Origin of the sequence: Agrococcus phoenicis, assembly GCF_047302415.1 — a bacterium.
GTDB lineage: Bacteria > Actinomycetota > Actinomycetes > Actinomycetales > Microbacteriaceae > Agrococcus.
In genome coordinates this window covers 1193060-1218757 of record NZ_CP154854.1, presented here as the reverse complement: position 1 = coordinate 1218757, position 25698 = coordinate 1193060, and the positions used below count along the sequence as shown (strand labels likewise).

Here is a 25698-nt window from a genome sequence, read left to right as displayed (position 1 = left end):
CCTTCATTCGACCCGAGGAAGCTTTACGTGACGCCAGATCTCGAAGGGTCAACTGGCGCACCGATCGAAACAACCTTGCAACCGCATGCGCCGCAGTTTCAGACGCGCAGCGCTCTGCGCGAATATGAGCGCACCGTGGCGAGGATCGCGAGGACCACGGGGGAGGTTCGCGCTAGCGCGAGACACACGGTCGCTGAGGGTTCCCCGCCGATCTACACGAGCCGACGGGAGATGCGCGAAGCCGCCACCCGTGCGGCGCACGCTCTCCCGGTCCAGATTGCCGAACCGACCCACATGTTCCCGCGCTTCATCGTGGACGCACCCTCGTTCGGCACCGCCGGCGAACGGGTGCCATCTACCCGGCCCGCGCGCCCGATAGCGCCTCGGCCCGCGCTCAAGTCACCGTCATCGCGCCCGTCCACCACTGTGCGGCGGGCTCGCGATGTTGTGCAGAAAGTCACCGCTGGTGCAGCCTTGCTGTTCATCGGCTCGCTCGTCGTGGTGACATCCCTGCCTGCTCAGGCGGTGCAGTCGCCGAGCGAGCTCGACCTCGAGGTCGCGCAGCTCGAGGCGGCCGTTCAATCGCTAGATTCTGTCACCGGGGATGCGACGACGCTCTTCACCCGCGACGAGATCGTGGTCAACGACCCCCTCGAGACCGCGCTGATGTCGCCCGACGAGCTCGCTGCGTTCCAGGCTGTCGCGGATTCCGAGCGAGGCGGCTCCTACTACGGCGGCGCCCCGGCCTTCCCCAGCGCGTGGGCGATGCTCGAGACCGACTATGTGCAGACGCCGTTCCCTCAGATCTCGCAGATGCCGATCTCGAGCAGCTTCGGGTACCGGGCCGGTGGCTTCCACGGCGGCACCGACCTCCCCCTGCCGCCGGGACAGGAGGTCCGCCCGATCGCGAACGGCGTCGTTTCGGCAGTCTGGCAGGGCAACAACCCCGGTGGCGGCGGCTACGCAGTCTTCGTCGATCACAACATCGGTGGCCGATTCGTCCAGTCCTGGTACCCGCACCTGCAGGCGGGATCGATCCGAGTCGAGGTCGGTCAAGTCGTCGACATCTCGACCGTCGTCGGTCAGGTGGGCAGCACGGGCCGCTCCACCGGACCGCACCTACACCTCGAGCTGAAGAACAGCGACTACGTCTCCTTCGACCCCATCCTCTGGCTGCAGTCTCGCGAGACCCGACTCGAGACCGGCTGACGCGAATCAGCTCGGATCGGCCTCACCGGTCCGGCGGTTCGAGCGCCGGTTGAGCGCGAATGCAAGCCCGGCCGCCACAGCCAGCGCGGCTACTCCTCCGCCGATGAGCAGCGGCACGTTGGAGCCTTCTGTCGGCTCGCCCGCGGCACCCGCCTCAGCCGACGCCGACGGCTGCGGCTCGCTGGACGGCGTACTGCCGGCGGTCTCCGCGGGAACGGGCTCGGCCGAAGCAGGCGTGCTTGCGCCGCACACTGGTGCGGCCTCGCTGCCCGCAGCAGTCTCAACACTCGGCGCCGGCTCGAACGCGAACTCGACCGTGCCGTCGACCGTGTGGCCGTCTGCCGACACGAGCTGATAGGTCAGGGTGTAGTCACCCGCGGTCCCGAGCTCGGCGTCGAGCGTGATGGTGTCTCCATCGACCGTGGAGCAGCCGTCACCGTAGAACAGCCCAGTAGCGTCCGTCAGCTGCATCACGTTCGTACCGCTCGCTCCTTCGACTGCAAGGATCTCCTCGTTCATTGCGACGCTGAACGTGCCTGGTTGCTCCACGATCACGTCGCCCTCCGTCGGAGTCGAGCCGATGACGGATGCGTGGGAAGGCAGGAGGATGACGGCTGCGGCGGCGGCCGCGATGAACAGCATGGGCTCATGCTAGGCCGACAGCGAGAGCCACAACATTGAGGCTGATCTGTCGCGCTCGGACAAGGCCTGGTTCAGCATCGAGCTCGAGGCGCTCGGTCGTTCGCCTCACTTTCATCCAAGTACTTGGAGATGGCGGCGAAGTCGGGGGGCGGACGGGTGCCGGTGATTCCTACGTCTTCGGCCGCCCGAAACAGATGAACGCGAAGTTCGTCACGACAGCGTGGCCCGGAGCGGTCCACGACGGCTGGGCTTTGGCGGAGCGATTCCGGGCTGCCTCGTCGCTCGATCGGTCAGGCGCTGCTGGCGAGACTCGCTTCGCTCGAAGGAGCAGGAGCGGTTACTGTCGTGCCTCCTGACTGGCGTCAGTGCGGCGCGGAGCGCCGCGCCCGTGTCGAGTGCGGTACGTCGAACGGGGTAGGACTGGAACCCCTCGCCGTGGTGGAGGGCGCTCGAGCGATAGTCGGCGACTCGGCCGCCCCAGGTGCGCATCTGGTGGTCGTCGAAGCTGCCGCTCTCGGTCTCCAGGTAGCGCGTTCGCGCCGCGCCGCGAAGAGTGCCATCGCCGCTAAGTTGAAACGATCGCAGGCTTCTGCCATAGCGCGCTTGCGGCCACCGTCGCGATCGCAGCGATGCTGGCAAGCAGCAGCGATGTCCAGCCGAGGCCGAGCGCCGCACCGAGGATGCCCGCTAGGGGATAGGTGACGAGGAAGCACGCGTGCGAAAGCGCGAACTGCGCCGCGTAGGCCGCGGGCCGCTCCTGCGTCGAGGCGTTGCGGCGCAAGAGTCGCGGCGCTGTCGTGAGGATTGCAGCATTGCCAGCCCCCAACACTGCCCACAGCGTCAACAGCAGACCCCATGCCGGCTCGGTGAACAGGGTCGCTGTGACTCCGACCAGCCCAGCGCCGACTGTCGCGGCGCCCGAGAGCATCAGCGAGCGCTCCGGGATGCGCTCGATGATGTGCGGGAGCGACAGGGCGACAACCATCGACCCGGCCCCGTAGGAAGCGAGCAGGATCGCGACATCAGCCTGTGGGCGATCGAGCTGCTGCTGTACAAGCACCACAGTATTGACAATCACCATCGCTGTCGGTGCGGCAACGGCGAGGTTCAGCGCGAGCAACGCGCGCAGTTCTACGTTGCGACCGAAGATGCGCGCGCCGCGCGTCAGGCGCTCGGAGAACGACGAGCTGGCATCGAGCTCGATCGCGGGGAACCGGGTTGCGATCACCAGCGCCGCAGACAGCAGGAAGCCAGCCACGGTGCCGAGGAAGAGGTTGGAGTACGACATGACGAGCAGTAGCGCCGCCGCAAGCGCCGGACTCAAGAGCGACTCGAGGTCATAAGCGAGCCTCGACAGCGACATGGCACGGGTGTACTGGCGCTCGTCGGGGAGGACCTCAGGGATTACCGCCTGGAAGGCTGGCGTGAACGTCGCCGACGCGCACTGCAGCACGAAGATGAGCACGTAGATCTGCCACACCTCGCCCACGAAGGGAAGCATGAGTGCGATTGCTGCCCGGACCACGTCGGCGCCAATCAGCAGTGCTTTGCGCGGCACGCGGCTCGTCGCGGCGATGAGCAGTGGTCCCGCGCCGACGTAGGCGAGCATCTTGATCGTGAGCGCCGCGCCAAGGACGACGCCAGCATCGCCACCGGCTAGGTCGAATGCGAGCAGGCCGAGGGCAATGGTCAGGAGTCCCGTCCCCAGGAGCGCCACGATCTGCGCACTGAAGAGCTTCGCGAACGCGCGGTTCCTCAACACCTCACGCATGATCCGAAGCGTTCGGCGTCGCGATCCTGATGTGCTCGGGAGCGGTGCCCAGCATGTGCTCCGCTTGATGCATGGCGACCGAGACCAACTCGCTCGCATGGTCGTCGGCGAGCCGGTAGAACACCCGCGTGCCCGCGTGACGAGCGACGACCATCCGGGCGAGCCGCAGTTTCGCGAGATGTTGCGAAACGCCGGGCGTCGGTTTCCGCACCGCGGCAGCGATGTCTCCCACAGACTGCTCGCCGTCGCGCAAGACCAGGAGAATGTTCACCCGCGTAACGTCCGCGAGCATCGAGAACACCTCGACTGCAAGTTCTACCTGCTCGTCGTTGGACTGCATACCTGCGTTCATACGCAAACAGTGACACAGCTGTTGGTGGAGGGCAACAGGCGCTGTACGCGACCCGCGCAGCGCAAAAAAGCGGATTGTCAACAATCGGCAATCTTGCTACATTGGCTCGCATGAGCGGCGAAAACCACGACCATGATCACGACCACGCACCCGGCCACACGTTTGGCGGGGCGCACCCCGCCCGCCCTGTCGCTGCCGATGGCGGCGGGCACGGACACAGCCACGGGCTCGATGGCCATGCAACGGCGACGGGCAAGCACCGCAAGAAGCTGATCATCGTCATCTGCATCACCGGCTCGATCTTCTTCGTGCAGCTGGCGGGAGCGTTCATCTCTAATTCGCTCGCGCTGCTCGCGGATGCGGGACACATGCTGACCGATGCGCTCGGCGTGACCATCGCGCTGATCGCTAGCCTGCTCGCGACGCTGCCAGCCACATCGAAGCGCACCTTCGGGCTCATGCGAATCGAGGTCCTTGCCGCGATGGCGAACGGCATCATCTTGGGCGTCATCGCGGTCGTGATCGTGGTCGAAGGCGTCCGTCGGCTAGGAACAGAGGTCGAGGTCGCTGCGGGCCCCATGCTCATCGCAGCGATCATCGGCGCGGTGGCCAACCTGATCTCGCTGCTCGTGCTCCAGTCAGGGCAGAAGGAGAGCCTGAACGTCCGCGGCGCCTACCTTGAGGTGCTCGGGGACCTGCTGGGTTCGGTCGCCGTGATCATCGCCGGCGTCATCATCCTCATCACCGAGTGGTACATCGTCGACCAACTCGCTTCGTTCGCCATTGCGCTGCTGATCGCGCCCCGCGCGTACAGCCTGCTGCGTGACGTGCTCCGGGTGTTGCTCGAAGCGACGCCGAAGGACGTGGACCTCGATCAGACGCGCGACCACCTGCTCTCAGTTCCCGGTGTTGTCGGCGTGCACGATCTCCACGCTTGGACCATCACCTCCGGGGTCAACGCGCTCTCCGCGCATGTTGTGGTCGACGAAGGGGCCGAGCGGCGCGACTTCCACGAGATCCTCGACGAATTGCACGCCTGCCTCGGCGAGCACTTCGACACTGATCACTGCACGCTGCAGCTCGAACCCGAGAAGCACGCGCACCACGAGCACGCACTCCATAGTTGAGCGCGAGCTTCTGGCGGCTATCGTAGAAATGTCGACTGTTGAGCCGGCAGAGATCCAGGCGGAGGGAAAGCATGAACGGTGTGGAGACGCTCTCGGCGATCAAGAACCGCCCGACCGCGGTGATCATCGCGGACCAGCTGCGCGAGGGGATCGTCTCCGGCACCTTCGCGTCGGGAGACCAGATCAATGAGGCGCAGCTCGCCGAACGACTGCAGGTGTCTCGGGGGCCCGTCAGAGAAGCGCTGCATCGGCTGGTCCAGGAGGGTCTGCTCGAGGGTCGACCCAACCGAGGCGTGTTCGTGAAGGAGGTCACCAGGCGCGACATCGCCGAGGTCGCTGAGGCTCGTGAGGTCATCGAGTGCGCCGCCGCCGAAGTCATCACGGGCAAAGATCAGGTATCGCGGAACCGCATCGCGGACGGCTTGGTCGAGGCTGCAGCCGGAATGACCGCAGCGCTCGCCGCCGACGACAAGGACGGCTTGCGACGCGCCGACCTTGCGTTCCATACGCAGCTCGTGCGCAGCGGCGAGAACACACGCTTGCTTCGTGCATACACGACGCTCGCTACCGAGGCGCTCATCTGCATGCTGCACTTCGGGGGCAACGAGGCTGACCAGGATCTCATCGATAGCCACGTAGCGATCGCCGAGTTGTTGCGCGCGGGCGACATGGAGGCGGTGCACCTAGCGCTGCATGATCACCTGTCGATCGATGAGCTCGACATCCACTCGCACGACGACGAGACGCTCCGCCACGGACGCGTAGAGGGCTGATTTAGGGCAGACGAGGTCAGTCGAACGGTGCCGCAAGCGCATTGCGCTGGTAGGCGAACACCACGCTCGTACGCGTTGAGGCGACGCTGTGCTGAGAGGAGAGGTGGTCGACGACGACGGTGCGCAGCTCGGACGAGTCGGCTACGGCGACATGCACGAGGAAGTCGTCGGTGCCGCCCACGAAGAACACCTGCAGCACCTGCGGGAGCGCGCCGACCTCGGCCGCGAACCGCTCGATGCTCGTCTGTCGCGATCCGGGACGCAGCGTGATGCCGATGATGGCCTGAAGCCCGCGCCCAAGCGCAGCTTGATCGACGCTGGCGTGGTACCCGCGCACGATACCCCCGCGCTCGAGCGCTCGGTGCCTGGCATGGGCAGTCGAGGGAGCTATCCCAGCATCGGCAGCAAGATGCGCGTTCGTCACCCGCGCGTTCTTGGAGAGCGCGCCGATCAGCGCGATGTCGATCGAATCGAGCCTCTTGTCCTGAACATCCTGCGTTGTCATCCGCACACTTCTCCCGATTCGCTGAAGTTCATCCCGGCTCAACGCTACTACTGCGAATCATCTGCGGACTAGTAGAGCGCACACCGAACTGAATGCGACGATGACGGCACTTCCAACGCAGACCAAAGGAGCTCTCATGCGGATCGGTATCCCCACTGAGGTCAAGAATCACGAGTATCGGGTCGGCATGACGCCCGCCGGAGTGGACGCTCTCATCGACCGCGGCCACTCGGTGCTTGTGCAAGCCGGGGCTGGCGAAGGCTCGCGGATCGGTGACGACCGCTACCGTGCGGCAGGGGCGACGCTCGTCGACGATGCAGCGAGCGTCTGGTCGGATGCCGAACTGATCGTCAAGGTCAAGGAACCGATCGCCTCGGAGTACCACTATCTGAGTTCCGATCAGACGCTCATGACCTACCTTCACCTCGCCGCTGATCGCCCGCTGACCGAGGCGCTGCTCGCGGCGGGCACGACGGCGGTCGCTTACGAGACGGTGCAACTGCCCGATCGCTCATTGCCGATGCTGTCGCCGATGAGCGAGGTGGCGGGCCGGCTATCGATAGCCGTGGGGGCGTACTCGCTGCTCCGAGCGAGTGGCGGGCGCGGCACGCTTATGGGAGGCGTCGCCGGCGCGCCGCCCGCCGATGTAGTGGTCATCGGCGGCGGTGTCGCGGGAGAGCATGCCGCAGCCAACGCCATCGGGCTCGGTGCCACGGTGACAGTCATAGATCGCTCGCTGCAGCGGCTGCGCGAGCTGCAGATACGCTATGGAACCTCCATCCGCACCCGCGCGTCGACGCGGCTCGACATTGCCGAGGCTGTCGCCGGCGCCGACCTCGTCATTGGCTCTGTGCTCGTGCCGGGGGCGGCCGCGCCGAAGCTCGTCACCGATGCCATGGTGGCAACGATGCGACCCGGCGCAGTGTTGGTCGATATCGCCATCGACCAGGGCGGCTGCTTCGAAGGTTCGCGGCCGACGACCCACGATGCGCCGACTTTCAAAGTTCACGACGCCGTGTTCTATTGCGTCGCCAACATGCCCGGCGCCGTGCCGGAGACCTCGACCCGAGCGCTTACCAATGCCACCCTGCCGTACGTGCTCGAGGTCGCCGATCGCGGCTGGGAGGCCGCGATCGCGAACGATCCGGCCCTCCGCCTCGGACTCAATACCCGGGCGGGAGCGATCACGCACGCTGGGGTCGCAGAGGCGCTTGGCCTGCGGTTCGACGGTTGACAAAAAGCGCAGGCATCAGCTTGGTCGTATCGTAAGATTGCCCTACAATCAGACTAGCCGCTCATCAGATGCGGCGTAGGACTGCGACGAAGGAGCCCGCACCGTGAACGCTTTCATCGACACCGGCTCGGCCCTGTGGAGCGCGCAGGCCCATATGCCCTCCGTGCTCGGCCGACAGCTCGTCATCACCCGAGGCGAGGGCAACTACGTCTTCACAGCTGAAGGGCAGCGCCTCTTCGACGGCACCGCGGGCCTCTGGCACGCCAACATCGGTCACGGCCGGCCAGAGATGGCGGAGACCGCCGCCACTCAGATGCGCACGCTCGAGACGTACCACGTCTTCGGCCGCTACCTGAACGACCGCGCGGTCGAGCTCGCCGAGAAGGTGGCATCGATCGCGCCCGTGGCAGACGCCAAGATCATCCTGAACAGCGGCGGATCCGACTCGATCGAGGTGGCGCTGAAGCTCGCGCGCCGCTACTGGCAGCTGAAGGGGCAGCCCGAGAAGACCATGGTGCTCAGCCGCGACCTGGCCTATCACGGGCTGCACGCCTACGGCACCAGCGTGGCAGGGCTCGACTTCAATCGCGAGGGCTATGGCACCGAGTCGCTGGTTCCCGGAACCGCGCGGTTCGACACCTACGACATCGAGGCGGTGCGCAAGCAGGTCGCCGAGATCGGGCCGAATCGCATCGCGGCGCTGATCGCCGAGCCGATCCAGGGCACCGGCGGTGTCATCCCCCCCACCCCCGGCTACCTCGAAGGGTTGCAGCAGATCGCCGATGACCACGACATCCTGCTGATCCTCGACGAGGTCATCACGGGGTTCGGCCGCACGGGGCATTGGTTCGCGGCTGAGCGCTACGGCCTGCGCCCGCACATCATTGCGATGGCGAAGGGCATCTCGTCGGGCTACTCCGCAGTCGGCGGCATCGTCGTCGCTCCCCAGGTGTGGGAGCCGTTCTACCACTCCGGCGCGCCCATTTACCGGCACGGCACCACCTACTCCGGGCACGCGACCGCGGCAGCGCTCGCGCTGAAGAACCTCGAGATTATCGAGCGCGAGGGCCTGCTGCCGAGGGTGCTCGAGCTCGAGGCGCTGCTGCAGCGCGAGCTCGACGCGCTCGACGGCGACGACCGGATCGAGGAGACGAGGGTCGGCGGGTTCCTCGGCGGCATCCAGCTGCGCCCCGAGATCTCGGCGGAGCGGGTGACGGATGCGATGGTCGAGGAGGGGTGGATCGCGCGGCCACTGCGGGGCAACGTCGTGCAGCTCAGCCCGCCCTTCACCACCACCGACGACGAGCTGCGCGGCATCGTCGCCGCAGCCGTCGCAGCCGTCGACGTCGTCGCCGCAGACCTGGCGGTGGCCCGATGAGCGCCGGCGCCGACCAGCAGCTGCAGGCGCGCACGAGCGCCGTCGCACGCGAAGTCGATCGGCAGGAGCGCGAACGCTCCGACGCCGCGCTCGCGAGCCTGGTGCTCGATCGCCTCGAGCTCGGCACCACCGAGACCTTCGAGGTGCGCGACCCGGCGACGGGCGAGGTCATCGCGACGCCGCCCGACCACTCGATCGAGGATTCCCTCGCCGCGCTCGGCCGCGCCGATCACGCGGGTCGCGCGTGGGCGCGCACCACGGCGCGTCACCGATCCGACGTGCTCCACCGCGCCTACGGCCTGCTCATCGAGCAGCGGGATCGCATCGCCCGCATCATCACGCGCGAGATGGGCAAGCCGCTCGCCGAGGCCTACGGCGAGGTGCAGTACGCCGCCGACTACGTGCGCTGGTACGCCGAGGAGGCGCTGCGGCCCGCGGGCAACTACCGCGAGAACCCAGCCGGGGGCTCGACGATCCTCACGACCCGCGCGCCGATCGGCACGACGCTCCTCATCACGCCCTGGAACTTCCCCATGGCGATGGCGACGCGCAAGATCGCGCCAGCGATCGCCGTGGGCTGCGGCGCCGTGGTGAAGCCGGCGGCGCTCACTCCCTTGACGACGCTGGTCGTCGCCGAGATCTTCGTCGAGGCGGGTGTGCCCGCCGAGCTCGTGCAGATCGTGACCACGACGGATGCGTCAGGCTTCAGCAAGGCGCTGATGGCAGACGGCCGCGTGCGCAAGGTCTCCTTCACCGGTTCGACCGGGGTCGGCAGCGTGCTGCTCGGCCAGGCGGCCCAGCATGTGATCAAGAGCTCGATGGAGCTCGGCGGCAACGCGCCGCTGCTGGTCTTCGACGACGCCGACCTGGAGCGCGCGGTGGAGGGCGCGGTGGTCGCGAAGCTGCGCAACGGAGGCCAGTCGTGCGTCGCGGCCAACCGGATCCTCGTGCAATCGGGCATCGCTGACGCCTTCGTCGAGGGCTTCTCCGAGCGGATGCGGCAGGCGGTGCTGGGCAACGGGCTCGCAGAAGGAGTGACGCTCGGGCCGGTCATCGACGATCGCGCCGTGCAGGGCTTCCGTCGGTTGGTCGACGACGCGGTGGCGAAGGGCGCAGACCTCCGCACCGGCGGTGCAGCTCCCGAGGGGAGCGGCCACTTCTTCGAGGCGACCGTGCTCGACCGGGTGCCGGACTCCGCCGAGATCGCCGGCACCGAGATCTTCGGCCCCGTCGCCGCGATCGCGCGCTTCGATGCCGAGGACGAGGCGATCGAGCGGGCGAACAGCACGCCCTTCGGCCTCGCGAGCTACGTCTTCTCCGAGAGCATCGATCGCGCCTTCGACGTGGCTGATCGGCTCGACGCCGGCATGGTCGGCATCAACCAGGGCATCGTCTCGAACGTCGCAGCGCCGTTCGGCGGGGTGAAGGCATCGGGGCTGGGCCGCGAGGGGAGCGGCGAGGGGCTCGAGGAGTACCAGGAGATCCGCTTCTACAACCTCGGGCGACGGGCCTAGACTCAGCCGCTCGGCGCCTCGTGCCTGGCGAGGATCTCGCGGATGCGCTGGTGGTTGATGCGCAGGTGCTCGACGAGCGCCGCCTCGGCGCTTCCGGGGTCGCCCGAGAGCACGGCGTCGAGCAGTCGTCGGTGGTTCGCGAGCACGGCCTCGTCGGCCCTGCCGGGCTCGTCGTCGACGTGCGACTGGATCAGGAGGTAGTAGCCCATCTCGGTCGTGACGGAGTCGAAGAAGGCGCTCAGGCGCTCGCTCTCGAGCCCGGCCACGAGCGCGGCGTGGAAGGCCATGTCGGCCTCCACGATCCCGCGCGGTTGGCCGCCCGCGGCGGCGCGCTCGAGCTCTGCGAAGGCGCCCTCGAGCGCGCTCCGGCGCTCAGAGGTGGGCGCGAGCCGCACCGCGAGGGACTCGAGGTGCAGACGAGTGCGGTAGAGGTCGTCGAGCTCTGCGATGGAGGGCGTGACGACGACGGCACCGCGGTGCATCTCGTGGCGCACGAGGCGCCCTCGCTCGAGCAGTCGGATGCCCTCGCGCACCGAGTTGCGCGAGATGCCGAGCGACTCGGCGAGCGCGCTCTCGCGCAGTCGATCGCCCGGGCCGAGCTCGCCCGCGAGGATCAGCGCGGTGAGGCGATCGGCGACCTGCGTCGCGGTGCTCGTGCGCTGGATGTCCATCGGGTGCAGTCTGCCAGTTGGCCGTGAAGAAGACGCCAGTGCTTGACTATTTGCGTATCTATGCAAACACTTGACTATGTTTAGCGCTCTCCGCCACCGCGCCTTCCGCCGCCTCTTCGCCGCGCACGTCGTCGCGCTGCTGGGCACGGGCCTGTCGACGATCGCTATCGGCTTCCTGGTCTTCGACACCACGGGCTCCGGCGCCGCCGGCGTGCTCGGAACGCTGCTCGGCATCAAGATGCTCACGTTCCTGCTGATCGGGCCCCTCGCCCCCGCGATCGCCCGCCGGGTCGGTGCGAAGCGCCTGCTGGTGCTCACCGATCTCGCGCGCGTCGGCGTCGCGGTCGCACTCCCGTTCGTCGGCGACGTCGTCACCGCCTACCTGCTGATTATCGTCCTGCAATCCGCCTCGGCGCTGTTCACCCCGACGTTCCAGGCGACGATCCCGGCGGTCGTGACCGACGAGCGGCAGTACACCGGCGCGCTCGCGCTCAGCCGACTGGCCTACGACATCGAGGCCCTCGTCTCGCCGACGATCGCGAGCGTCGTGGTGGTGATCGCCTCGTCGAACGCCCTGTTCTTCGGCACCGGCGCGGGCTTCCTCGCATCCGCGCTGCTCATCCTCTCTGCCGCACTGCCCAAGGCTCCGGCGCCAGTGCGAGGCGCCGAGAGCATCCGCCGCGAGATCACGCGAGGCTCGAAGCTCATGCTCCGTGTGCCGCGCCTGCGAGCAGTGCTCACGCTCCACCTGGCGCTCGCCGCGGTCGGAGCGATCGCCATGGTGCTGACCCTGCCGCTGGTGCTCGGCGAGCTGGGCGGCGACGAGGCGCAGGCGGCGAGCCTGCTCGCGGTCTACGGGGCCGGATCGATCACCTCGGCGATCCTGATGCCGACCATGATCGCGCGACTCGGTCTGCGCCCCTTCATGCTGGGCGGGCTCACGCTCATGTCGGCGGTGATGGCGCTCGTCTGGCCCGTGCTCGCGCTCGCGCCCGGTCAGCAGGCGCTGCCGTGGCTCTACGCGATCTGGTTCTTCGGTGGGCTCGGGTACTCCGCGGTGCTCGCGCCGATGGGACGCGTCATCCGCGAGGCGGTTCCCGACGTGGATCTGCCCGATGTCTTCGCGGCGCAGTTCTCGCTGGCTCACGGATGGTGGCTCATCAGCTTCCCGCTCGCGGGTTGGGGCGCGACGGTCGTCGGTTTCGGTCCCACGACACTGGTGCTGGCCGTCGTCGCCGCGCTGGCGCTGGGCGTCGCTGCGCACGCGTGGCGCGCGCCGTCGAGCGGAGAGATCGCATCGACACCTGGCGGCCACGCCCGCCAGGTGTAGATTGTTGACAGTCTGCAAGATCCCCGCGACGAGGAGGACGACGTGAACGAGCACGTGATCACGGTGCTGGCCGGCGACGGCATCGGCTTGGAGGTCATGCCCGTGGCGATTCAGGTGCTCGACGCGGCTGTGCGCGATCGCGATGTGCGCCTCGAGTGGCGGGAGCAGCCCTGGGGCAGCGACTACCACCGGCAGCACGGGCGCATGATGCCGGCGGATGCGATCAGCACCATGGCATCCACAGACGCGATCTTCCTCGGCGCGGTCGGGCATCCCGAGGTCTCCGACGTCGAGACGCTGTGGGGCATGCTCATCCCGATCCGGCGAGAGTTCGACCAGTACGTCAACCTCCGCCCGGTCCGCTCCTTCACGGGTGTGCGCTCCTCGCTCGCGGGCAGTCCGGAGATCGACGTGGTGATCGTGCGCGAGAACGTCGAGGGCGAGTATTCCGCCGTCGGCGGCCGCAGCTACCAGGGCACGCCCTTCGAGGCCGCGTTCCAGCAGTCGATCTTCACCCGCCACGGGGTGGAGCGCATCGCCGCCTACGCCGTCGAGGTCGCGCAGGGCCGATCCGGTCGCCTGATCTCGGCCACGAAGTCGAACGGCATCATCCACACCATGCCCTTCTGGGACGAGGTGGTCGCAGAGGTCGTCGAGCGCGAGGGGGGCGTCGAGCTGGAGTCGGTGCTCATCGATGCGCTCGCCGCGCGGGCCGTGCGCTCGCCGCAGAGCCTCGACGTCGTCGTCGCCTCCAACCTGTTCGGCGACATCCTCTCGGATCTCGTCGCCGGTGCGGTCGGCTCGATCGGCATCGCACCGAGCGCCAACCTCAACCCGGAGGGAAGGCACCCGTCGATGTTCGAGCCGGTGCACGGCTCGGCTCCCGACATCGCCGGTCGCGGCATCGCGAACCCCATCGGCCAGATCTGGGCGGGCGCGATGATGTTGCGCCACCTGGGCAGCGGCGACGTCGCCGCCAAGCTCGAGCAGGCCTTCACCGCCGTGATCGAGCGGGGCGAGGTGACGCCAGACCTGGGCGGCACCCTCTCCACGGCCGAGGTCGGCGCGGCCGTCATCCGCGAGCTCGAACTCCGGCGCATGTGACGAGACGGTAACGAAACGATTTCCGTACAAGCGGATTGTTGACAATCCACCTCACTGAGGTCTAACGTCGCCCCTAAGCCAGCAACGACGCGGGCACCGATTCTCTCGACGGGGTGAACATGCACAGTCTCGAAGTGACCGATCTGCGGATCTCGATCGGCGGGCGCACCATCGTCAACGGTACGACCTTCTCGGTCGGCGTCGGCCAGCGCGTCTGCCTGCTCGGCGAGTCGGGCTCCGGCAAGTCGCTCACGGCAGCCGCCGTGCTCGGCCGGCTCCCCTCGAACGCGGTGACCGAGGGCAGCATCAAGGTCAACGGCATCGAGGTGCTCGGGGTCCCGGCCTCGAAGCGGCCGGAGGATGCCCGCGTCGCCATGGTCTTCCAGGATTCCGCGGTCGCGCTCAACCCGCTCGTCCGCATCCGCGAGCAGATCATCGAGCCGCTGCGTCGCCACCGGGGCCTCTCTCGCGAGGATGCGCTTGCAGCCGCGATCGAGCTCGCCGAGTCGGTCGGCCTCCCCGACCCCGCGGCGCTCCTCGAGCGTTTCTCGGCCGAGCTCTCCGGCGGCCAGCGCCAGCGCGTCTGCATCGCCCTGGCCCTGGCCTGCAACACGCGCCTGATGGTGGCGGATGAGCCCACCACGGCACTCGACGTCGTCACGCAGAAGCGCGTGCTCGACGTGCTGAAGAAGTACACGGCGGGGCAGCGCACGCCGGCCCTGCTCTTCATCACGCACGACTTCGCCGTCGCCTCGGAGCTGTGCAGCGACTCCGTCGTGATGAAGGACGGCGATGTCGTGGAGCAGGGCCAGGTGCACTCGATCTTCGCGGCGCCCAAGGAGCCGTACACCCGCGAGCTGATCCGCGCCGCTCGCTCGGCGACGGTCGAACCGCACGTCGAGCGGTTCCGCGCCGAGCTCGCCGAGCTGCGTGCGGGGGCAGCCGAGGCAGGGGAGGCGCCGACGGCTCGCGCACCCTTCTTCGACATCGGCGAGGTCAGCCGCGCCTACGCGATGCCGCGCAAGGGTCTGTTCGGCAAGCGAGAGGTGAAGCCCGCGCTGCATCCCACCACGCTCACCGTGGGTGCGGGGGAGCGCGTGGGCATCGTCGGCGTCTCCGGCTCCGGCAAGACCACGCTCCTGCGGCTCATGCTCGCCCTCGAGACGACGGACACGGGAGCCGTGACCTGCGAGGGCAGGGGGGTGCACCCTGCCAGCGTCCGCCAGCTCAAGTGGTACCGCCGCAAGGTGCAGTACGTGCCGCAGGATCCCGCCAGCACCCTCGACCCACTCATGACCGTCGGCAAGCTCGTCCGCGAGCCGCTCGTGCGCCTCGGTGTCCCCGGCGACCACGACTCGCTCGTGCGCGAGGCGCTCGACTCCGTGGGCCTCGACGCGACCTTCATGCAGCGACGCGCCAACGAGCTCTCCGGCGGTCAAGCGCAGCGGCTCGCGATCGCGCGAGCGATCGCCACCCGGCCCGACTTCCTCCTCGCCGACGAGCCGGTCAGCGGTCTCGACCTGCCGATGCGCGAGTCGATCGTCGCGCTGCTCCGCGAGGTCTCCGAGCAGCGGGGCACCGGGATCGTGGTCGTGTCGCACGACCTCTCGATGGTCGCGAGCCTGTGCGAGCGCACGGTGGTGATGCACGGCGGCGAGATCGTCGAGGATCGCCCGACGAGGCGCCTGCTCACCGATCCCCGCCACGAGCGCACCAGAGAGCTGCTCGACGCCATCCCCACGCTGCACGTGCTGCCGCAGGACATGCAGATGACTGCCGGCGAGGTGCTCGCATGAGCACCGCGACCCAGGCCGTGCCCATCCTGCACGCCCAGCGCAGATCGCCGATCTCGAGCGGCTCGCTCGCGGTGCTGATCTCGACGATCTCGCGCATCGCCACGATCCTGCTGGTGATCTTCCTCCTCGGCATCCTGCCGCTGCTCTCCGGGCGCGACATCGCCGCATCCATCTTCCGCACCCGCTACGCCGAGGGAGAGATGACCCCGGAGGCGCTCGAAGCGATCCGGGAGGAGATCGGGCTCGACGGCGGCGTGCTCGGTGCCTTCTTCTCGTGGGTCGGCAACGCCGTGCAGGGTGACTTCGGCATCTCCTGGACGAGCCGCCAGCCCGTGATGCCCGTCATGCTCGATGCGCTCGGCACCTCGCTCGTGCTGATGCTCGCGGCTCTCGCGGTCGCCGTCGTCCTCGCTGCCCTGCTCACCATCCGCACCTTCCGCCGCGGGCTCGCCGGACGCTCGGACCGCACCGGAGGCGGCCTCGCGGCAGCGTTCACCGCGCTGCCCGAGTTCCTGCTCGCCTCCGTGCTGCTCGTCGTCCTCGCGGTCTGGCTCGGCTGGTTCCCGCCGTTCGGTTGGCGAGGCATCGAGTATGCCGTGCTGCCCGCCCTCTCGATGGGGCTGCCCGCGGGCGGCTTCCTGGGGCGCCTGCTCTCCGATGCGCTCGCCAGCACCTTCAGCGAGCGCTGGGTCGCGACCTGGCAGGTCGCCGGGTTCTCCAAGTGGCGCATCATCGGCGCGGTGATCCGTCGCACGCTCCCGGGTGTCACGGCGCCAATGTCGCTGATCCTCGTCGGCATCACCGCTGGCGCGGTCGTGATCGAGCAGGTCTACGCGATCCCCGGGATCGGCCGGGCGACCCTCGCGGCGGCGCAGTCGCAGGATCTGCCGATGCTCCAGGCCGGCGTGATCCTGCTCATGCTCCTCGCCGTCGCGCTGGGCATCGGCGCCACGATCGTGCGCCGGGTGCTGCTCGGCCCCGCGCTGCGCTCCAACTCGCTGCCCGCGGCGGTGCCCAAGACGCCGAGCTCGAAGTGGGCGCTGCTGCTGCCGGCCGCGATGCTCGCCCTGCTCATCATCCTCATCGTCTCCGGGCTGCCACGCGACCCCTTCGCACTCGACTACGAACGCTTGCAGGCACCGAGCTGGCAGCTGCCGCTGGGTGCAGATGCGAGCGGGCGCGATGTGCTCGCGCGCATCTCTCACGGCGCGCTCTCGACCATCGGGGTCGGCGCGATCGTCGCGGCGGTCTGCCTGGTGCTCGGCCTGCTGGTGGGGCTGTTCCCGAACGTCGGAGCGGGCCCCATCGAGGTCACGAACGCGGCCCCGCCCATCCTCGCCGGCCTGATCGTCGCCGCTGTGCTGGGGCCGTCGTCCTTCGGTGCAGCCATCGCCGTCGCCGCCGTGAGCTGGGCGCCGCTCGCGGCGCACACCGCCGCGCTCGTCGCAGAGGTGAAGGCGCAGCCCCATGTGAAGATCGCGCCGGTGCTCGGCGTCGGCCCGGTGCGGATGCTGCTGCGCTACGTGCTGCCGAGCGTCGTCGGACCGGTCTTCAGGCACGCGTGCCTGCGCCTGCCCGGCATCGCGCTCGCGCTCGCCGCGCTGGGCTTCCTCGGCCTCGGGCCGCAGCCGCCGCAGTCCGACTGGGGCCTTGTGCTCGCAGAGGGCCTGCCCTACGTCGAGCGCGCCCCGCTCGTCGTGCTCGTGCCCGCCGGCGCGCTGATCCTGCTGTCGATCTTCGCGGTCTCGCTCTCGAGCCTCAGCATCGATCTGCGCGGCGGCAGGGCGCGGGTGAGCCGGCGCAGGAAGCCGCTCCGCAACATCAACGACCAGCGCACCGGCCTGATCCCGACGACCACGGCCCGCACCGACATCCCCTCCAACGCACCGTGACCTTGCACGCACCGTGACCTCCCTCCCGACCGCTCACCGAAAGGCGCTCATGTCCATCGAACTGCCCCGCCCGAAGTACATCTCGTTCGACGTCATCGGCACACTCATCCACTTCGAGATGCGCAAGACGGTCGAGCCCACTGTGGCCGACCGCCTGCAGGGCGACCGGCTCGAGGCGTTCTTCGCCGACTTCAGCTTCATCCGCTACGACGAGATCCTCGAGTACCGCCCCTACGACGAGGTGCTCGAGCGCTCCTACCGCCGCGTCTGCGCCCGCTACGGCCTCGAGGTGCGCGACGAGGATGTCGCCGCGATCCAGCGAGACGTGCTCGAGTGGGGTGCGCACCCCGACGTGCCGGAGCCGCTCGCGAGGATGGCGGAGCACTTCCCGCTCGTGGCGCTCTCGAACGCCGACGACCGGCACCTGAACGCGTTCATCCCCCGGCTCGGCGCACCCTTCCATGCCGTCTACACCGCTGAGCAGGCCGGCGCCTACAAGCCCCGTGTGCAGGCCTTCGACTACATGCTCACGCAGCTCGACGCCGAGCCCGAGGAGTTCCTCCACATCTCCTCCCATCAGCTCTACGACCACATCCCCATGGCCAAGCTCGGCTTCACCAACAAGGTGTTCCTCGATCGCGGCTACGACCCCGACCTGCCCGCCTACGGCGGCGTCCGGATGACCTCGCTCGATGAGATCAACCGAGCCCTCGGCATCGCGTAGTCCGCAGGCATCCGCACCGAGTTGCAGAGGAAACCATCATGAAGAAGACACTCAAGGGCAGGATCGCCGCTGCGGTCGCCCTGTCGGCATCTGCCGCGCTGCTGCTGGCCGGCTGCGCCGGCGGTGACGAGCCGACAGGTGACGGCGGCCCGGCCGCCGAGGGCACGAGCGACCAGCGCATCCGCGTCGCCATGCTGCAGCCGCCGCAATCCGGCTTGAACCCGTTCAGCGACGACGCGGCGAAGCTGTCGCGCTGGAGCACGGGGGAAACCCTGGTGCGGCTGAACGAGAGCATCGAGATCGAGCCGCTCCTGGCGACCGAGTGGGAGCAGGTCGACGACCTCACCTGGGTGTTCACGATCCGGGAGGGCGTGACCTTCCACGACGGCGCCGAGCTCGATGCCGAGGCCGTCGTGAACACACTCGACCAGGCGGTCGGCTACTCGCCGCCGCCGCGTGCGCTCAACGGCGTCTCCATCTCAGCGGAGGCGACGGGCGACATGGAGGTCACCATCACGACCGAATCGCCCGACCCGCTCCTGACGAACCGCCTCGCGAGCCCGCAGATGTCGATCCTGTCGCCGGCCGCGTACCTCGACGACGGCACGATCTCGCCTGTCGGCACCGGCACCGGGCCGTTCGAGCTGATCGAGCTCAACGGCACGACGACCGCGACCCTCGACCGCTACGAGGGCTACTGGGGCGAGGTGGCGATCGCCGCCGGCATCGACGCCTCCTACGTGCCCGATGGTGCAGCACGGGCGGGCGCGATCCGCGCAGGCGAGGTCGACCTCGCCGAGACCGTGCCCGTGTCGCAGGCGGGGCTGCTCGACGAGGCGATGGTCAACGAGGTGCAGCAGACGCGCATCACCTACCTCGCCCTCAACAGCGAGAGCGGGCCCTTCACCGATCCGGCGCTGCGCGCCGCTGCCGTGGCCGCGATCGATCCGCAGACCATCGTCGACACCATCTACGAGGGCAGCGCCGACCTCGCCGAGGGACTCCTCGGGCCGGCCATCCCGTGGACGGCCGAGCTGCGCGGCGACGTCGAGCCGACAGAGGCGCCCGCCGATGTCGACGGCGTCGAGATCGTGCTGGCGACCTACACCGATCGCGCTGAGCTGCCCGAGATCGCCGTGCGCCTCGAGCAGCAGCTCGAGGCGGCAGGGTTCGTCGTCACGCAGGATGTGCGCGAGTACATCAACATGGAGAACGAACTGCTCTCGGGCGGCTTCGACTCGGTGATCATCTCGCGCAACACGGGCCTCGACACGGGCGATCCGCTCTCGTGGATGGGCCAGGACTTCACCTGCGAGGGCGGCTTCAACATCGCGCGGCTGTGCGATGCCGACGTCGACCAACTGATCGCGGATGGGCAGCAGCTGCCCGTCGGCGAGGAGCGGCAGCAGGCCACGATGGCTGTCGAAGAGGCCATCCTGCAGTTCGGCGCAGCGGTGCCGCTCGTGCACGACCGCGTCGTGCAGGGCGAGGCCGGCACCTGGGTCGACTTCGTGCGCGACCCCCTCGAGCGCCGCCTGATCACCGAGTTCACGCGGCCGGCTGAGTGATCGCTCCGCCGAGCATCCGACCAGCGGAGTGATCCGCTGACAGCTCTGCGCTGAGCAGCAGGGCGGGCGGGCTGCGCGCCGCGTGACCCGCCCGCCCCCGGCACGACACGACCATGACTAGAGAAACGACGGAGCACACCACCGTGAAGATGCACTCGTACTGGCTCGACACCTCGACCCCGAGCGGCGACTACCGCGAGACCCCGATCCCCAAGGAGGTGGATGTCGCGGTCGTCGGCGGCGGCTTCACCGGCCTTTCGACCGCCTTCCACGCAGCACAGGCCGGCAAGTCGGTCGCGCTGCTCGAGGCCAAGACCGTCAACTGGGGCGCGTCGGGCCGCAACGGCGGCATGGCGACCACGGGGCTCGCCATCGGCTTCCGCAACGCGATCAAGCGCTACGGCGAGCAGCGCGCGGTGGGGTACTTCAAGGAGTACAACAAGGCCATCGACCTGATCGAGAGCCTCGTGCACGACAACGGCCTCGACGTCGACTACCAGCGCTCGGGCAAGATGAACCTCGCCTGGAAGGAATCGCACTGGGCGGGCATGCAACAGACCGCAGAGGCCCTCAAGCGACTCGTCGACCAGCCGGTCGAGCTCGTCGACCGCGCGAACATCCGCAGCGAGATCGGCTCCGACGTCTACCACGGCGCACTGGTCGACCCGCTCGGCGCGGGCATGCACGTGGGCAAGTTCGGCCACGCGCTCGCCGGCCTCGCGGTCGATGCAGGAGCGACCATCCACGAGAACGCCGAGGTGGTCGACGTCGAGCGCATCGGCAGCTCGACGATCCACGACCTCCGCACCAATCGCGGCACCGTGCGCGCAGGCAGCGTGGTGCTCGGCACCAGCGGGTACACCGGCAAGCCCTTCGGGTGGCAGCAGCGCCGCATCATCCCGGTCGGCAGCTTCATCGTCGTCACCGAGCCGCTGCCGCAGGATCTCGTCGACGAGCTGCTGCCGAACCGGCGCATGGCCTCGGACAGCAAGAACTTCATCTACTACTTCCGCATCACGCCCGACAATCGGCTGCTGTTCGGCGGACGAGCGCGCTTCGCCCTCTCCGATCCCTCACAGGATCGACAGAGCGGCGAGATCCTGGAGAAGGCGATGCACCACATCTTCCCCCAGACGCGGGATGCGCGCATCGACTACATGTGGGGCGGCCTGGTCGACATCTCGATGGATCAGATGGTGCACGCGGGTGAGCACAAGGGCATCCACTACTCGCTGAACTACTCCGGGCACGGCGTGCAGATGGCGAACTACATGGGCAAGGTCATGGCTGACGTCGTCTCCGGCAAGCCTGAGGCGAACATCTGGCGCGACCTGAAGAACCCGTGGATCCCCGGCTACTTCGGGCAGCCGTGGCTGCACCTGCGAGCAGGCGGGGCGTACTACGGCCTGCAGGACAAGCTGAGCTGAGCAGCGAGGAGCTGGAGAGCATGCAGACGATGGATGCGGATGTGCGCGATAGCGCGACGATCGACCAGGAGGCCGGGGACTGCGGCCTCGATGCCCTGGGGCTCCCGGGCGGAGGCTACGTGGACGGGCAGTGGATTACGAGCGAGCTCTCGCTCGAGGTCACCGACCCGGAGGACGATGCCGTCATCGCACGCGTCCACGTGGGCGGTACCGAGACGATGGATCGTGCGATCTCGGGGGTCGAGCGCAGCCTGCGCGAGGATCGATGGGAGCTGTGGGAGCGGCGCGAGGCGCTCGAGCGCGCTGCCGCGCTGCTCAAGGAGGAGGCCCCGCGGCTCGCACGCATCATCTCTGCCGAGAGCAGCAAGACCATCACGGAGGCGACCCGCGAGGCCGCCCGCGCAGCAGAGACCATCCGGCTCTCGGCAGCTGCCGGGCACCTGCTGGAAGGCGAGACGCTCGCCCTTGCGGACACGCCGCGCGGCGCAGGTCGATTCGGCTGGAACCGCCGCTCGCCGCTCGGTGTGATCGCGGCGATCACCCCCTTCAACGACCCGATGAACCTGGTCGCCCACAAGGTCGGTCCTGCGCTCATCGCGGGCAACGCGATCGTGCTCAAGCCAGCCAAGGCGACGCCGCTGTCGGCGCTCGCGCTGCTCGACATCCTCCTGCGAGCCGGGGTGCCCGCGGGACGGATCGCGGTGCTGGTGTCCGAGCGGGAGGCGGGCACGGCCCTGGTCGGCGATCCGCGCGTGGCAGCGGTCTCGTTCACGGGTGGGCCGGTGACCGGTGACGCGCTGGCCAGGGCCGCCGGTGCGCGCAAGATCCTGATGGAGCTCGGTGGGAACAACGCGGTGGTGGTCTGCGAGGACGGTGACACGGATGCGGCGGCCGCCGGCATCGTCGACGGCGCCTTCGGCGTGGCGGGGCAGAACTGCCTGTCGGTGCAGCGCGTCTTCGTGCACGAGAGCCGCTACCGCGAGCTCGTCGACGCGGTCGTCGAAGGGACCGCGAGGCTCGTGGTCGGCTCGAAGCGCGACAGCGCCACCGACGTCGGTCCGCTCATCGCAGAGCGAGAGGCGATCCGGGTCGAGCAGTGGGTCGACGAGGCGGTCGCCGAAGGAGCAGAGGTCGCCGTGGGCGGCGCCCGGCGCGGCGCCTTCTATGATCCGACCGTGCTGCTCAAGGTGCCCGAGCACGCGAAGGTCCTGCGCGACGAGGTCTTCGGCCCCGTGGTCTCGATCGTGCGCTTCACCGATCTCGACTATGCCCTCAACCGGGTCGACGACACCGAGTTCGGCCTGCAGACGGGGATCTTCACCGCCTCCATGGCGACCGCGATGCACGCGGTCGATCGGCTGCACGTCGGCAGCGTGCTCGTCAACGAGACGAGCGACTTCCGCATCGACTCGATGCCGTTCGGCGGGTCGAAGCGCTCCGGCATCGGTCGCGAAGGCGTGGCGAGCGCCGTGCTCGAGATGAGCGAGCCCAAGAACGTGATTGTCAGCCTGCTCGGGTAGTCGGCGCACCGCGATGGGAGTGCTGGAGCCGTTCACGGCGGTGCTTCGGTCGCTCGGCGATCGCGTGAGCACGCCCGCGCCCGTGGTGCTCATCGACGTCGTCGAGGAGAACATCCGCCGCATGCAGGCCTTCGCCGATGCGCACGGCAAAGCGCTGCGACCGCACGTGAAGACGCACAAGAGCGTCGAGATCGGCAGGATGCAGCTCGAGGCCGGTGCCATCGGCCTGACCGCTGGCACACTCAGCGAGGCCGAGATCTTCGCAGAGGCCGGTTGCGACGACATCTTCCTGGCGTACCCGCTCTGGGCCAGCGGCACCAAGGAGCGTCGCCTGCTGCGCCTGGCGCAGGAGACGAGCCTCAGTGTCGGCGTCGAGAGCGCGGCCGCGGTCGACCGGCTCGCCGACGGGATGGGCGAGCTCGCTGCATTGCTCGGCGTGGTCGTCGAGGTCGACTGCGGCGCTGCGCGATCCGGCGTCCGCCCGGCGGAGGCCGGTGCGCTCGCCGCGCGCGCGAGGGATCGCGGCCTCGTGCCGCTCGGCATCTACACCTACCCCGGGCACGGCGGCACGGTCGGCGCTCGCGAGAGCGCGGCGCAGGATCAGGCAGTGGCGCTTCGCGAGGCGCTCGCCTCGTTCGCCGAGCAGGGCATCGAGGCACGCACGGTGAGCGCCGGATCGACACCCACCGCGGCGTTCAGCACCGACCCGGTCATCACCGAGCTGCGGCCCGGCGAGTACGTCTTCAACGATCACGACAACCTGCGGCTCGGCGACTGCGCGCCCGACGACATCGCGCTCTTCGTCGCGGCCACCGTGGTGAGCGACCAGGGGCATCCGCACGTCATCGTCGACGCGGGCACGAAGGCGCTGGCGCGGGAGGGCAGCCCAGAGCGCGGCTACGGCCAGGTGCCCGCGCACGGCGGCATCCTGCAGCGGCTGAACGAGTACCACGGCTACCTTCAGCTGCCGGAGGGCGGAGCCCGACCGGCGGTGGGCGAGCGGATCGCCATCGTGCCGCACCACGTGTGTCCTGTCGTGAACAGCTTCGAGTCGCTGCTGATCAGCAACCGCGCTGGCGAGCTGCTGGGCTCCTGGCCCGTCGACGCGCAGGGCCAGCTGAACTGATCACGAGAGAGAGGCGTCGAGATGCGACTGCACACGATCACGGACACCGAGACCGAGCCCGCCGAGGCGCTGCGCGCGCTCGGCCTCAAGCTGCCCGAGGTGCAGGACGACCCGAAGTACCCGGGCTGGCGGCGTGCGGCGGCGGGGTCGATCCACGTCTCTGGCCAGCTGCCCTACCGTGACGGCGCGCTGCCGCTGACCGGCGCGGTCGGCGACGCGGTCGACGTCGAGGCTGCCCGCGAGCTGATGGTGCAGGCGACGCTCAACGCACTGGCGGTCGCCACCGCAGCGGCGGGCGGCCTCGAGAGGGTGCGGATCGTGCAGCTGCTCGTCTTCGTGCTGAGCGCCCCGGGCTTCGAGGAGCAGTCGCGGGTGGCCGACGCAGGCAGCGAGCTGCTGGTGCAGGTGCTCGGCGAGCACGGGCGGCATGCGCGCACGGCGATCAGCGTCGCAGGGCTGCCGCGCAGCAGCCCTGTCGAGGTCCAGATGGTGTGCGAGGCCCGAGCGTGATGCCGCGCGAGGCGGTGGGCGGCGACGCCCCCATGCATGTGCTCATCACCGGCGCATCCAGCGGCATCGGTGAGGCCGTGGCCGAGCGCTACCGGCGCGCGGGCGCCCGACTCCTCCTCACGGGTCGGCGCGCCGAGGCCCCCGAGTCGCTCCGCGAGGGCGAGCGATACCTTGCGGGCGACCTCGGCGACGAGCGCTTCGTCGAGCACCTCATCGAGCAGGCTGTCGAAGGGCTCGGAGCCCTCGACACCGTCGTCGCCGTCCACGGCATGCAGGCCGAGGGCCCCATGACCGAGATGCCGCTCGAGCAGGCCGCGCAGCTGCTCGACGCCAACGTGCTCAGCGTCTTCAGCCTCCTCAAGCACGCGGTGCCTGCGATGCGCTCCGATGGCAGCCAGATCGTGCTGGTCAGCTCGCGGCTCGGCATCGTCGGCATCGCCGAGCAGGTCGTGTACACGGCAGCGAAGGGCGGGCTCATCATGCTGGGCAAGGGCGCCGCGGTCGAGCTCGCGCCTCGGGGCATCCGGGTGAACATCGCTGCACCGGGGCTCACCGAGACTCCGGTGATCGAGTCCTGGTTCCAGCGCCGACCCGACCCTGAGGCCTACAGGGCGGAGCGAGCCGCCACGATCCCGCTCGGCAGGCTCGCTCGGCCCGAGGAGGTCGCCGAGGCGATCTACTTCCTCGGCTCACCCGCGTCGTCGTACGTCACCGGGGCCGTGCTGCCCATCGACGGCGGGTACACGGCGGCCTAGGACCAGTGTGTGGGGGAGCCGCGTGTCAGCCCTCCGTTACGTCGCCTCTGTGTCGGAGCGCGCTCTCGTCATCGCTGGTGCGCAGCTGATAGGTGCTGAGCGTGAGGTGCTGGTGCAGCGTGCGATTGAGCGCATCCATGTCACCTGCGGTCAGCTGCTCGACGATCGTGCGGTGGCTCGGGAGCACGCGGTCGGGCTTGGTGTAGGCGTCCCTGAAGTGCGTCAGGCAGATGAGCGCTTCCGTGGCGAGCGTGGCGTACGCCCGTTCGAGTCGACGGTTTCCCGCGGACCTCACGAGTGCTAGGTGGAACTCGAGGTCAGCCCGACCGAGGAGGATCCAGTCGTCTGCGTCGAAGGCGCGCTGCATGCGATCGACGATCGTCTCCAGCACTGCTGAGACCGTCGCGCGCTCCTCGCTGCTGCGCTTCGTGACGATCTCTGCGGCAGCACACTCGACGACCTCCCGCGCTTCGTAGATTTCGGCGACATCGCGCATCGTGAGTTCTTGCACGAACACGCCCCGGTTGGGCCGCGAGAGTAGCAGTCCCTCTTGCACGAGGCGGTGCAGTGCTTCGCGCACGGGCCCGCGGGAGACCCGCAGCTGGCTCGCGACCTGCGCCTCGTGAATCTGATCCCCGGGCGAGAATCCGCCGTCGATAATCCGCTCGCGCAGCTGCTCGGCGATGAGGACCGCTGTCGGCTGGCTGTTGACGACCGTCAGGGCTTGATGACCGCTCATAACGCTCCTGTGCTCGTTCGTGGTGCCTACT

The 25698-nt window shown here is 68.8% G+C and carries 23 protein-coding genes; 17 read left to right on the top strand and 6 right to left on the bottom strand.

Translation table 11 applies throughout. The features are described from left to right. Positions 1-27 precede the first annotated feature (27 nt). Positions 28-1209, top strand: coding sequence for a M23 family metallopeptidase (locus tag AA0Z99_RS05890; protein ID WP_413320361.1), 1182 nt, complete (start codon positions 28-30; stop codon positions 1207-1209). Between the two features lie 6 nt (positions 1210-1215). Here AA0Z99_RS05890 and AA0Z99_RS05885 read toward each other — a convergent pair whose 3' ends face one another. The 3 genes from AA0Z99_RS05885 to AA0Z99_RS05875 all read right to left on the bottom strand — a co-directional run bounded on the left by AA0Z99_RS05885 (position 1216) and on the right by AA0Z99_RS05875 (position 3962). Next, entirely contained in the window at positions 1216-1851 is a 636-nt protein-coding gene (locus AA0Z99_RS05885) for a copper resistance protein CopC (protein ID WP_413320359.1), read from the bottom strand. Between the two features lie 565 nt (positions 1852-2416). Continuing rightward, positions 2417-3622 carry an MFS transporter gene (locus tag AA0Z99_RS05880; RefSeq protein ID WP_413320357.1) on the bottom strand — a complete coding sequence of 402 codons (1206 nt, stop codon included), beginning with the start codon at positions 3620-3622 and terminating at the stop codon, positions 2417-2419. Continuing rightward, positions 3615-3962: an ArsR/SmtB family transcription factor gene (locus tag AA0Z99_RS05875; protein WP_413320355.1), complete on the bottom strand. Its 348-nt coding sequence runs from the start codon at positions 3960-3962 to the stop codon at positions 3615-3617. The genes AA0Z99_RS05880 and AA0Z99_RS05875 overlap by 8 nt, the downstream gene beginning before the upstream one ends. A gap of 122 nt (positions 3963-4084) precedes the next feature. On the opposite strand from AA0Z99_RS05875, the gene AA0Z99_RS05870 reads away from it, so the two are divergent. Together AA0Z99_RS05870 and AA0Z99_RS05865 are read left to right on the top strand one after the other, a co-directional pair. Then, positions 4085-5101 (top strand): cation diffusion facilitator family transporter, encoded by a 1017-nt coding sequence (locus AA0Z99_RS05870; protein ID WP_413320353.1) that lies wholly within the window; start codon positions 4085-4087, stop codon positions 5099-5101. A 71-nt stretch (positions 5102-5172) separates the two neighbouring features. Then, the gene (locus tag AA0Z99_RS05865) at positions 5173-5874 is read left to right on the top strand and encodes a GntR family transcriptional regulator (RefSeq protein WP_413320351.1); all 702 of its coding nucleotides are present in this window, start codon (positions 5173-5175) and stop codon (positions 5872-5874) included. A 16-nt stretch (positions 5875-5890) separates the two neighbouring features. Here the strand turns inward: AA0Z99_RS05865 and AA0Z99_RS05860 are convergent, their stop codons facing one another. After that, complete coding sequence (locus AA0Z99_RS05860; RefSeq protein WP_413320349.1) at positions 5891-6379, bottom strand: Lrp/AsnC family transcriptional regulator; 489 nt, start codon at positions 6377-6379, stop codon at positions 5891-5893. A 136-nt stretch (positions 6380-6515) separates the two neighbouring features. Between AA0Z99_RS05860 and ald the strand changes: the two genes are divergently transcribed. The 3 genes from ald (at position 6516) to AA0Z99_RS05845 (ending at position 10505) form a co-directional block, all read left to right on the top strand. Then, the gene (gene ald / locus AA0Z99_RS05855) at positions 6516-7613 is read left to right on the top strand and encodes an alanine dehydrogenase (RefSeq protein WP_413320347.1); all 1098 of its coding nucleotides are present in this window, start codon (positions 6516-6518) and stop codon (positions 7611-7613) included. Between the two features lie 103 nt (positions 7614-7716). Then, on the top strand, positions 7717-8991 hold the full coding sequence (locus AA0Z99_RS05850) for an aspartate aminotransferase family protein (protein WP_413320345.1): 1275 nt from the start codon (positions 7717-7719) through the stop codon (positions 8989-8991). After that, entirely contained in the window at positions 8988-10505 is a 1518-nt protein-coding gene (locus AA0Z99_RS05845) for an NAD-dependent succinate-semialdehyde dehydrogenase (protein WP_413320343.1), read from the top strand. The genes AA0Z99_RS05850 and AA0Z99_RS05845 overlap by 4 nt, the downstream gene beginning before the upstream one ends. A 2-nt stretch (positions 10506-10507) precedes the next feature. On the opposite strand, the gene AA0Z99_RS05840 is transcribed toward AA0Z99_RS05845, so the two are convergent. Beyond that, positions 10508-11176 (bottom strand): GntR family transcriptional regulator, encoded by a 669-nt coding sequence (locus AA0Z99_RS05840; protein ID WP_413320341.1) that lies wholly within the window; start codon positions 11174-11176, stop codon positions 10508-10510. A gap of 76 nt (positions 11177-11252) precedes the next feature. Here AA0Z99_RS05840 and AA0Z99_RS05835 point away from each other — a divergent pair, with 76 nt between their 5' ends. The 11 genes from AA0Z99_RS05835 to AA0Z99_RS05785 all read left to right on the top strand — a co-directional run bounded on the left by AA0Z99_RS05835 (position 11253) and on the right by AA0Z99_RS05785 (position 24928). Continuing rightward, positions 11253-12506, top strand: coding sequence for an MFS transporter (locus tag AA0Z99_RS05835; RefSeq protein ID WP_413320339.1), 1254 nt, complete (start codon positions 11253-11255; stop codon positions 12504-12506). A gap of 42 nt (positions 12507-12548) precedes the next feature. Further along, on the top strand, positions 12549-13610 hold the full coding sequence (locus AA0Z99_RS05830) for an isocitrate/isopropylmalate dehydrogenase family protein (protein ID WP_413320337.1): 1062 nt from the start codon (positions 12549-12551) through the stop codon (positions 13608-13610). A gap of 134 nt (positions 13611-13744) precedes the next feature. Beyond that, entirely contained in the window at positions 13745-15406 is a 1662-nt protein-coding gene (locus tag AA0Z99_RS05825; protein ID WP_413320335.1) for an ABC transporter ATP-binding protein, read from the top strand. Then, complete coding sequence (locus AA0Z99_RS05820; RefSeq protein WP_413320333.1) at positions 15403-17298, top strand: ABC transporter permease subunit; 1896 nt, start codon at positions 15403-15405, stop codon at positions 17296-17298. Before AA0Z99_RS05825 ends, AA0Z99_RS05820 begins: the two co-directional genes overlap by 4 nt. A 49-nt stretch (positions 17299-17347) precedes the next feature. Further along, positions 17348-18022 (top strand): HAD-IA family hydrolase, encoded by a 675-nt coding sequence (locus AA0Z99_RS05815; RefSeq protein WP_413320331.1) that lies wholly within the window; start codon positions 17348-17350, stop codon positions 18020-18022. A gap of 38 nt (positions 18023-18060) precedes the next feature. Continuing rightward, on the top strand, positions 18061-19590 hold the full coding sequence (locus tag AA0Z99_RS05810; RefSeq protein ID WP_413320329.1) for an ABC transporter substrate-binding protein: 1530 nt from the start codon (positions 18061-18063) through the stop codon (positions 19588-19590). A gap of 113 nt (positions 19591-19703) precedes the next feature. Beyond that, on the top strand, positions 19704-21017 hold the full coding sequence (locus AA0Z99_RS05805) for an NAD(P)/FAD-dependent oxidoreductase (RefSeq protein ID WP_413320328.1): 1314 nt from the start codon (positions 19704-19706) through the stop codon (positions 21015-21017). 20 nt (positions 21018-21037) lie between these two features. Further along, complete coding sequence (locus tag AA0Z99_RS05800) at positions 21038-22537, top strand: aldehyde dehydrogenase family protein (protein WP_413320326.1); 1500 nt, start codon at positions 21038-21040, stop codon at positions 22535-22537. Between the two features lie 13 nt (positions 22538-22550). Beyond that, entirely contained in the window at positions 22551-23663 is a 1113-nt protein-coding gene (locus tag AA0Z99_RS05795) for an alanine racemase (protein ID WP_413320324.1), read from the top strand. 21 nt (positions 23664-23684) lie between these two features. Beyond that, positions 23685-24173 (top strand): RidA family protein, encoded by a 489-nt coding sequence (locus tag AA0Z99_RS05790; RefSeq protein WP_413320323.1) that lies wholly within the window; start codon positions 23685-23687, stop codon positions 24171-24173. Beyond that, positions 24173-24928 carry an SDR family NAD(P)-dependent oxidoreductase gene (locus AA0Z99_RS05785; RefSeq protein WP_413320784.1) on the top strand — a complete coding sequence of 252 codons (756 nt, stop codon included), beginning with the start codon at positions 24173-24175 and terminating at the stop codon, positions 24926-24928. Before AA0Z99_RS05790 ends, AA0Z99_RS05785 begins: the two co-directional genes overlap by 1 nt. A gap of 25 nt (positions 24929-24953) precedes the next feature. On the opposite strand, the gene AA0Z99_RS05780 is transcribed toward AA0Z99_RS05785, so the two are convergent. After that, positions 24954-25667 carry a GntR family transcriptional regulator gene (locus AA0Z99_RS05780; protein ID WP_413320321.1) on the bottom strand — a complete coding sequence of 238 codons (714 nt, stop codon included), beginning with the start codon at positions 25665-25667 and terminating at the stop codon, positions 24954-24956. Between the last annotated feature and the right edge of the window lie 31 nt (positions 25668-25698).

Excerpts from the sequence above, each read along its gene's own strand:
- AA0Z99_RS05865 (WP_413320351.1), top strand. The coding sequence starts at position 5,173 with ATGAACGGTGTGGAGACGCTCTCGGCGATCAAGAACCGCCCGACCGCG.
- AA0Z99_RS05885 (WP_413320359.1), bottom strand. The coding sequence starts at position 1,851 with ATGCTGTTCATCGCGGCCGCCGCCGCAGCCGTCATCCTCCTGCCTTCC.
- AA0Z99_RS05780 (WP_413320321.1), bottom strand. The coding sequence starts at position 25,667 with ATGAGCGGTCATCAAGCCCTGACGGTCGTCAACAGCCAGCCGACAGCG.
- AA0Z99_RS05845 (WP_413320343.1), top strand. The coding sequence starts at position 8,988 with ATGAGCGCCGGCGCCGACCAGCAGCTGCAGGCGCGCACGAGCGCCGTC.
- ald (WP_413320347.1), top strand. The coding sequence starts at position 6,516 with ATGCGGATCGGTATCCCCACTGAGGTCAAGAATCACGAGTATCGGGTC.
- AA0Z99_RS05790 (WP_413320323.1), top strand. The coding sequence starts at position 23,685 with ATGCGACTGCACACGATCACGGACACCGAGACCGAGCCCGCCGAGGCG.
- AA0Z99_RS05820 (WP_413320333.1), top strand. The coding sequence starts at position 15,403 with ATGAGCACCGCGACCCAGGCCGTGCCCATCCTGCACGCCCAGCGCAGA.
- AA0Z99_RS05835 (WP_413320339.1), top strand. The coding sequence starts at position 11,253 with ATGTTTAGCGCTCTCCGCCACCGCGCCTTCCGCCGCCTCTTCGCCGCG.
- AA0Z99_RS05800 (WP_413320326.1), top strand. The coding sequence starts at position 21,038 with ATGCAGACGATGGATGCGGATGTGCGCGATAGCGCGACGATCGACCAG.
- AA0Z99_RS05815 (WP_413320331.1), top strand. The coding sequence starts at position 17,348 with ATGTCCATCGAACTGCCCCGCCCGAAGTACATCTCGTTCGACGTCATC.
- AA0Z99_RS05805 (WP_413320328.1), top strand. The coding sequence starts at position 19,704 with ATGACTAGAGAAACGACGGAGCACACCACCGTGAAGATGCACTCGTAC.
- AA0Z99_RS05810 (WP_413320329.1), top strand. The coding sequence starts at position 18,061 with ATGAAGAAGACACTCAAGGGCAGGATCGCCGCTGCGGTCGCCCTGTCG.
- AA0Z99_RS05840 (WP_413320341.1), bottom strand. The coding sequence starts at position 11,176 with ATGGACATCCAGCGCACGAGCACCGCGACGCAGGTCGCCGATCGCCTC.
- AA0Z99_RS05875 (WP_413320355.1), bottom strand. The coding sequence starts at position 3,962 with ATGCAGTCCAACGACGAGCAGGTAGAACTTGCAGTCGAGGTGTTCTCG.
- AA0Z99_RS05785 (WP_413320784.1), top strand. The coding sequence starts at position 24,173 with ATGCCGCGCGAGGCGGTGGGCGGCGACGCCCCCATGCATGTGCTCATC.
- AA0Z99_RS05880 (WP_413320357.1), bottom strand. The coding sequence starts at position 3,622 with ATGCGTGAGGTGTTGAGGAACCGCGCGTTCGCGAAGCTCTTCAGTGCG.
- AA0Z99_RS05795 (WP_413320324.1), top strand. The coding sequence starts at position 22,551 with ATGGGAGTGCTGGAGCCGTTCACGGCGGTGCTTCGGTCGCTCGGCGAT.
- AA0Z99_RS05870 (WP_413320353.1), top strand. The coding sequence starts at position 4,085 with ATGAGCGGCGAAAACCACGACCATGATCACGACCACGCACCCGGCCAC.
- AA0Z99_RS05860 (WP_413320349.1), bottom strand. The coding sequence starts at position 6,379 with ATGACAACGCAGGATGTTCAGGACAAGAGGCTCGATTCGATCGACATC.